Annotated in this window: 7 protein-coding genes and 1 pseudogene; 2 read left to right on the top strand and 6 right to left on the bottom strand. The window is 60.5% G+C overall.

Going from position 1 to position 6,964, the window contains the following annotated elements; all coding sequences use genetic code 11:
• Positions 1-212: 4-hydroxylaminobenzoate lyase (locus tag P0D89_RS50050; RefSeq protein WP_408379227.1), on the top strand; the 212-nt coding region annotated here is incomplete at its 5' end.
• A 209-nt stretch (positions 213-421) separates the two neighbouring features.
• Here P0D89_RS50050 and P0D89_RS50045 read toward each other — a convergent pair.
• From P0D89_RS50045 to P0D89_RS50020, 6 genes and pseudogenes are all read right to left on the bottom strand, one after another.
• Complete coding sequence (locus P0D89_RS50045; protein ID WP_408358562.1) at positions 422-1,078, bottom strand: NADPH-dependent FMN reductase; 657 nt, start codon at positions 1,076-1,078, stop codon at positions 422-424.
• A gap of 101 nt (positions 1,079-1,179) precedes the next feature.
• Positions 1,180-1,863: a nitroreductase gene (locus tag P0D89_RS50040; protein WP_408358705.1), complete on the bottom strand. Its 684-nt coding sequence runs from the start codon at positions 1,861-1,863 to the stop codon at positions 1,180-1,182.
• Between the two features lie 121 nt (positions 1,864-1,984).
• Positions 1,985-2,956, bottom strand: a complete 972-nt coding sequence (locus P0D89_RS50035) for a LysR family transcriptional regulator (protein WP_408358561.1) — start codon at positions 2,954-2,956, stop codon at positions 1,985-1,987.
• Between the two features lie 162 nt (positions 2,957-3,118).
• Positions 3,119-3,247, bottom strand: a pseudogene (locus P0D89_RS50030) (efflux transporter periplasmic adaptor subunit); the annotation flags it as partial.
• A gap of 168 nt (positions 3,248-3,415) precedes the next feature.
• Positions 3,416-4,126, bottom strand: coding sequence for an SDR family NAD(P)-dependent oxidoreductase (locus P0D89_RS50025; RefSeq protein WP_408358560.1), 711 nt, complete (start codon positions 4,124-4,126; stop codon positions 3,416-3,418).
• Positions 4,127-4,229: 103 nt separating this feature from the next.
• Complete coding sequence (locus P0D89_RS50020) at positions 4,230-4,982, bottom strand: SDR family oxidoreductase (protein WP_408358559.1); 753 nt, start codon at positions 4,980-4,982, stop codon at positions 4,230-4,232.
• 189 nt (positions 4,983-5,171) lie between these two features.
• Here P0D89_RS50020 and pdxR point away from each other — a divergent pair, with 189 nt between their 5' ends.
• Positions 5,172-6,701 carry a MocR-like pyridoxine biosynthesis transcription factor PdxR gene (gene pdxR / locus P0D89_RS50015; RefSeq protein WP_408358558.1) on the top strand — a complete coding sequence of 510 codons (1,530 nt, stop codon included), beginning with the start codon at positions 5,172-5,174 and terminating at the stop codon, positions 6,699-6,701.
• Positions 6,702-6,964 lie beyond the last annotated feature (263 nt).

Raw genomic sequence — 6,964 nt, 5'->3', positions numbered from 1 at the left:
CCTCTCATCCGTATGGCGAATTTAATATGGTGGTGTCGCTCAATGACGGCGCGGCACTCGCAGGCCCGAACGGCTGGTGTTACGGAGGCTGGACGGCCCCAGCACCCGGAAGTCACCACTACCCCGAAATCAAAGGCGGCGCAATCATTGCGCTCTTCTTCCTGCCGGCCGGCCGCATTTCGTATAACGTCAAGGCGCCCGACGCGAAATAGCCACCAAACCTGGCGACGCCGATTTGCGTCGCCACGTGACTTGTTCTACAAGGTGAAGCACGCGTTTTCGCCGGACTAAAAAAATTCCACCTTTGCAGCTTTGCAGTTGTCTTGCAGAAGTGGAACGACGAGGCTCGCGGCAACACGGGCACGACGAATTGGACGATGGGGCACTCACATCAAGATCGCGAGTGCCGATCTTTTTCGTCCTATTGCCGGGACAATTGCCTTGCGACGCGAACCAGAGCAGCTCCGACCGATCGGACCTCGGTGTCTGCTTTTTCGTCGGCGAGGTTGCTGTCTTCCGTGAATGCCATATGGGCGACTCCGAGAGAGAATCCTTGCGGAATAACCATCGCGCCCAGCTTCTCAAGCACACCACGCATGCCCAGCATCGAACGGATGCCACCCATCGGCCCCGGGGATGCTGAAACCACAGCCGCCGCCTTTCCCGCAAAAAGCAGAACGCCGGATTCACCGCTCTCACGAGGCCGGCTGACCCAGTCGATCGCGTTCTTCAGCAAAGCGGTGTATCCGCCGTTGTGTTCGGGTGACGCAATCAGAAGCGCGTCACATTCGGCAAACAATCCCTGCAGTTCTCTCACTCGCTCGGGTATTCCATGCCCTTTTTCAAGTTCGCCGTCATAAAGCGGCAGTTGATAGTCGGCCAGCGAGATGAACGTAACCTCGCCGCCACGGTCACGCGCGCCACGCGCTGCCACTCCCAAAAGCTTACGGTTCAACGAGTCGCGGCGAGCGCTTCCACATAGAGCAAGAACTTTGACGGTCATAATATTTGATAAAAGGATGAGAAACAGCGAGGCAAAGAAAAGGAGTTGCCTCAACAGATTGACGAAAAGAGTCAATAGATGAACTACGCCAATGGTGTGGAGAGTTCAGACTTCACTGGATCGCGGCAAATAGCGCGCTGCATGCGGGGCTCCATGGGAAGCGCCGCCGCTAAGACCTATTCGTCGAATCCGGCGAATATTGCGAACTGATCCACTGGAGCACGCGGCATTCCGAGCCTGTTCACCGTGGAATCCTCTTGTGCGTAACCCAAAGACATGCCGCACACGACGTCGTAGCCGGGTTCGAGATCGAGATGGGCCGCGATGACTTTCTGGTAGCGCGCGAACGACACCTGTGCGCACGTATCGAGACCGCGCGCGCGAGCGGCGATCATGATGGTCTGCAGGAACAGGCCATAGTCGAGCCAGCTATACTTTTTCAAGTGCGCGTCGATCGTGAAGATCATGCCGATCGGAGCGCCGAAGAAATCAAAGTTCCGACCGGTCGCGCGGGAGCGCGCGGCAACGTCCGCCTTGTCGATGCCTAGCGCTCCGTAATACGTCATCCCAAACTCCTCCTGCCTCATCCGGTAATTGTCAGGCAAGGGATCCGGCATGTGCTGCAACGGCGGATACGCTTCAGTCGCGTGAGCGTACGCGAGTGCATCACTCAGCTGCCATTTGAAGCGGCCGCCAAGCACGTGAACATGCCATGGCTGCGTGTTCGAATTGCTGGGGGCGGTACGTGCGACTTCGAGAATGTCCGCAATGTCTCTTTTGGAAACAGCGTCGGGACGAAAGGCGCGAACCGCTTTCCGTGACCGGATAACGGAGTCGACTATATGGGCATCGGAATGCATGTGAGGGCCGGTCTCCACGGCGTCGAGCATATCTGTGTACATGGTGTTTCCATGATGTCACAGACAAAACGCAACTCGCGGTGAAAAAGCTGCAAGATGAAGTTGCAGCAGACAGGATCACCTAGCATTGGACCTGTTTCGCGGCATCGGAAATCTGCGCCCGCAGCCACTGAAGCGCGGGATCCTGATCATTGCGCGTGTGCCACACGGCCCGCACCGACGACGTAGGTGTGGCATAGGGAACGGATTGCGTGCGCAACTCGCCATTGCGCTCGAATTCAAGCCCCAGCGGAGAAGGGACAATGGCCAACATGTCGGTATGACGGAGCAGTGCGGGAATCGCAAGCGAATGGGCGACGGAGACACGTAGCCGCGGAGGCGTCGGAGAATTCGCAAAGGCATCTTCGAGAGCCTGCCGATCAAACATCTCTGATTGCCGCGCAAGGCCTCGCTCAAGGATGAATCCGCCTGATGCGCCTTCTTCCTGTCCGCCCAACGAAATGGCCACAAGCGGATAGTTCAGGAGGTCTTCCTGTGTAACGTTGCGCTCACCAATGGGATGGTCCCGACGCATCGCCAGAACCTCAGTCTGCTTCCAGAGCAGCATCGACTGAAACCGCGACGGCACCTCGGCGAAAATCCCGACGGCGATGTCAATTCGGCCGATGTCGATTTGTCCAGCAAGATCGAGTCTGGTTGACGGCCGGATGATCAGATTGACCATTGGAGCTTCCGCACTCAGCCTCTGACTCAATTGGCCGAGCAACAGCATCGTGATGTAGTCATTCGCGGCAATCACGAAGTCGCGGCTCGCGACGTTCGGCAAGAACGGCTCATTACCCAGGACGTTCTGAATCTGCTGGAGTGCATTGCGCAGCGGCATGGCCATGGCCTCTGCACGAGCAGTAGGCTCCATCCCTTTCGCCGTGCGCACAAAAAGGTCGTCCTCGAGTACGTCGCGCAAGCGACTGAGAGCATGACTGATTGCGGACTGACTGAGGTTTAGCCGTTTGCCCGCAAGAAGCAGGTTGCGGTCTTCGAATATGGCATCGAATACGCGCAAAAGGTTGAGATCAATCCTCGCCAGGTTCATGCTTTCTATCCGGATCACGTTGCGTTGCGGTTATTCTACCTTTGCTCAACGCCGCCTCTGTCGACGGACAAATCGGCAAACTTCACTTTTACGGAGCGCCCGATTCAAAGAACTCGATGATCGAGAAGGCTTAGGGACTGCATAAAACGGTACCCATGTCCGTCAGAATGGTGAAGGCGCCAACGTGACCGTGCTGGTGGTGCCCGCAGACAGCATGACATTGCTCGGCACCTTGTCGATAGGAATGCGAACCGGCACGCGTTGGGCCAGACGTACCCCGTTGACGGTGGGAGTGGGTTCACGGCGTAGACTGAAAAAAGAAGAACCTGGTATTACGCATCGGACATGGATTTCGCACGAAGAAGATTGATGCGTCCAAAGCGCGATTCCAGGAACTCTCGAATGATGTAATTGCTGTAGCGATACAAAAGGGCACCGGTTTGCGGTGCCCGTGGAATTTTAGTGACCGGCGCTCTGGCCTCCGTCGACGTGCAGGATTTCTCCCGTAATGAACGGTGCCGAATCAAGGAACAGTATCGCGTCGGCGATATCGCTCATCTCGCCCATGCGCCCAAGCGGATGGAAGGCGCCCAGCGCTTCGTGGGTTTTCGGCGCGTGCATCGGCGTCTTGATGATCCCCGGCGCGACGGCATTCACGCGAATGCCTTTCCTGGCGTACTCGATCGCCAGGGACTTCGTGGCGGCGTTCAGACCACCCTTCGTCAGGGCAGCTAGCACCGAAAACACGCCGCTGATTGCAGCGTCAACGGCGCTGGAGGTCACGCTAACCACGTGGCCGTTCGAATGCCTTTCCATCTCCGCGATCGCGAGTTGCGTGATGTGATAGAAACCCGCGAGATTTACATTCACCACTGCGGCGTAGTCTTCGGCGGTATGTTGGGTGAAAGGCTTCCCGATGTAGATGCCGGCGTTGTTCACCAGCGTGTCGATCCGGCCAAATCGTGCGACACCTTCTGAAATGACACGTTGGGCAGTCTCCGGATCACCAATGTCACCCGCTACCGTGAGGATGTTGGGGTCGTCGGAGGGGTTGATCGAACGTGAGGTCGCGACAATGCGATAGTCGAGCTTGCGAAACGCCTTGACGACTTCGGCGCCTATGCCTCGAGATGCGCCGGTAACGACGACAACTTTTTGTGACGTGCTCATGCCTCACCCAAAATTTTTTATGCGGTTTCAGAACCGATCGGGCCGACGGGTCCGATCGAGGCAATCGTAGACGCGTTGATTCAGGCTTCGCATAAACCTACGATCAACCCTTTTTAGCCTGTGCCAACCACTGGTCGAGACTGAGGCGGCCGATCCGCGCGTCGCCAAGCGGCACCAGCGACTTTTCCTCGACACGGCCACCGTAGTACCGCGCCTCGCGATCCGTCACCACCGGGCGTGGGTCGCCTACCGATTTCAGATAGCGCGTGACGATCTCCGCGAAAGGCGCACGGTCTGGGCCGGCGATGTCGACCGTGCCGTTCAACGGGGCGGCGAGCGCGACCTGCGCGAGGATCACCGCGACGTCGTCCGCGGCGATCGGCTGAAACAGTCCGTCGCCGATGCGCACCGTTCCGCCGTCCGTGCCGAAATCCGCGATACCGCCGATGAACTCCATGAACTGAGTCGCGCGCACGATCGTGTACGGCACGCCCGCCGCTTCGATCACCTCTTCCTGCGCGACCTTGGCAGTGAAATACGCGTTCTCCTCCGTGCGGTCGCAGCCGACAATTGATAGCGCGACGTGATGGCGCACTCCCGCGGCCACTTCGGCCTTGCCGAGGTTGCGCGCCGAGGTGCGAAAGAAGTCGAGCACCGCCTGCGGCTCCCATGACGGCGCGTTCGTCACATCCACTACGACCTCCGCGCCCGCGAGCGCGTTGCTCAGGCCTTCGCCCGTCACGGCGTTCACACCGGTACGTGGCGACGCGGCGAGCGCATCATGGCCGGCCTCCTTGAGCAGAGTGACGAGACGCGAGCCGATCAGGCCGGAACCACCGATTACGACGATCTTCATGGCAGATTCTCCAGATGAAAGTAACTGAACGCGCGGCGCGCCTGGCGGAAGCTGTATCGCGTGAAAGTGTTTGCCGCCGTCGCATCGCGTGAGGCTATTGTGGAAAGATCATGCTCTATCGAAAAGTGCCAAGAATTGTCGATTCGACTAGTCCATGTTCTTTCCGCGCTCCTTGCCCGCCAGACCGTCATGAACGTGCCAAGTCCCGCATTGACCATCGAAATCGATCGGCACCAGCAGTTGCCGATCTATCTGCAGATCTGCGAGCGTTTCAGGACCGCGATCGCCGCGGGGCACCTGCGTCCCGGCGATCGCGTGCCTGCGCTGCGCAGTCTCGCCACGCAGCTCAACACGGCGCGCGGCACGGTGGAGCTGGCCTACACGATTCTCGTGGACGAGGGCTATCTGCAGATGCGTGGTGCGGCGGGCACGTTCGTATCGCCGTCGCTGCCGGCATCGGTGATGCGCGCGTCGCATGCGCAAGGCGTTCAGGACCCGCACGGTAGGCAGCGCACGGAAGGAACTGGCACACCGGAGGCGCCTGGCGAATCGCGCGGTGGTCAATCAGCGCCGCGCCAACTGGCCATCGCCGTTGCAATGAGCGGCGAGCCGCGACCGTTGCAGCCAGGGCTGCCCGCGCTCGATGCGTTTCCGGGCAAGGTATGGAACCGGCTCGTATCGCGTCGCTCGCGCAGCGCCGCACCTGCGATGTTCGCGTACCCGGACCCGGCCGGCTACAGGCCGCTGCGCGAACATATCGCCACCTACCTCGGGCTGTCGCGCGGCGTGACCTGCCTGCCGGAACAGGTGTTCGTTACCGGCGGCTACCGTGCGACGCTCGAACTCGTGTTGCGCAGCCTCGCCCGCCCGAACGATCGCGTGTGGTTCGAGGACCCCGGCTATCTGTTCGCGCGCGGTTTTCTGGCCGAGACTGGTGTGCAGCTCGTGCCGGTGCCGGTGGACGGCGAAGGGATCGACGTCGAGCGCGGCACAGTGCTGGATGCGCAGGCTCGCTTCGCACTGGTCACGCCGTCGCATCAGAGCCCGCTCGGGCACACGTTGTCGCTCACAAGACGCATGGCGCTGCTGGACTGGGCAGAGAAAGTGTCGAGCTGGATCATCGAGGACGACTACGACAGTGAGTTCCGTTATCTGGGCCGGCCATTGCCGGCTTTGAAAAGCCTCGACCGGCGCGATCGCGTGATCTATTGCGGCACGTTCAGCAAGGTGATGTTTCCCGGTTTGCGGCTCGCGTATGCGGTGGTGCCGGAGCGGGCGGTCGAGCGGGTCGGGCGGGTGGCGCACAGCATGAACGCCGGATCGCCGACGCTATTGCAGGCGGCCGTGGCGGATTTCATTGAGCAGGGGCATTTTGCGCGGCATCTGAAGCGGATGCGTGCGTTGTACAGCGAGCGGCGCATGCTGATCGTGCACGCGATAGAGCAGGCGTGTGGCGAACGACTGGTTGTCGACTTGCCGCCAGGTGGTATCCAGTTCACTGCGCAGCTCGCCGAGGGCACCGATGGCCCCGTCGACGATGTCGCCGTCGCCGCGCGCGCCCGCGAGGCGGGGCTCGCGGTGCTGCCGCTTTCGATCTGGTACGCGAATGGCCGTGCGCGGCGCACGCCGCGCGGCCTCGTGATGGGCTTCGCGAACGTCGCCGATGCGGGTGAAGCAGGCCGTCTTGCGCGAACGTTGCGCGCGTGTCTGGACAGATGACGCGCGGGGCGTGTGTCCAGATCTCGAAGAAGCGCAGCACGGCACCGCTTCGCACGATGCGACAAGGATGCTTTGGAAACGCACCCCGTCAGCCGTGCTTTGTGCGCGCGGCGCAGCCGTACCTGCCGCCATGCTCGCGCCGCCGGCCCAACTGACGCATGAAGTCGAATGCGGGCAGCAGCAAATCGGGCTCGTACGACTTCAAGCCGAATGGGGTATGGGTCTTGCTTGCGGGAGCCACGCACCTTGTGCTGCGATGGCAA

Origin of the sequence: Paraburkholderia sp. RL18-085-BIA-A (genome assembly GCF_046027075.1) — a bacterium.
Taxonomy (GTDB): Bacteria; Pseudomonadota; Gammaproteobacteria; order Burkholderiales; family Burkholderiaceae; genus Paraburkholderia.
Note: the sequence above shows the minus strand (reverse complement) of the source record. Positions and strands in the feature narration are given on the sequence as shown.

Coding starts and splice junctions, on each gene's coding strand:
- P0D89_RS50040 (WP_408358705.1), bottom strand. CDS start 1,863: ATGCATTCCGATGCCCATATAGTCGACTCCGTTATCCGGTCACGGAAA.
- P0D89_RS50035 (WP_408358561.1), bottom strand. CDS start 2,956: ATGAACCTGGCGAGGATTGATCTCAACCTTTTGCGCGTATTCGATGCC.
- P0D89_RS50025 (WP_408358560.1), bottom strand. CDS start 4,126: ATGAGCACGTCACAAAAAGTTGTCGTCGTTACCGGCGCATCTCGAGGC.
- P0D89_RS50020 (WP_408358559.1), bottom strand. CDS start 4,982: ATGAAGATCGTCGTAATCGGTGGTTCCGGCCTGATCGGCTCGCGTCTC.
- pdxR (WP_408358558.1), top strand. CDS start 5,172: ATGAACGTGCCAAGTCCCGCATTGACCATCGAAATCGATCGGCACCAG.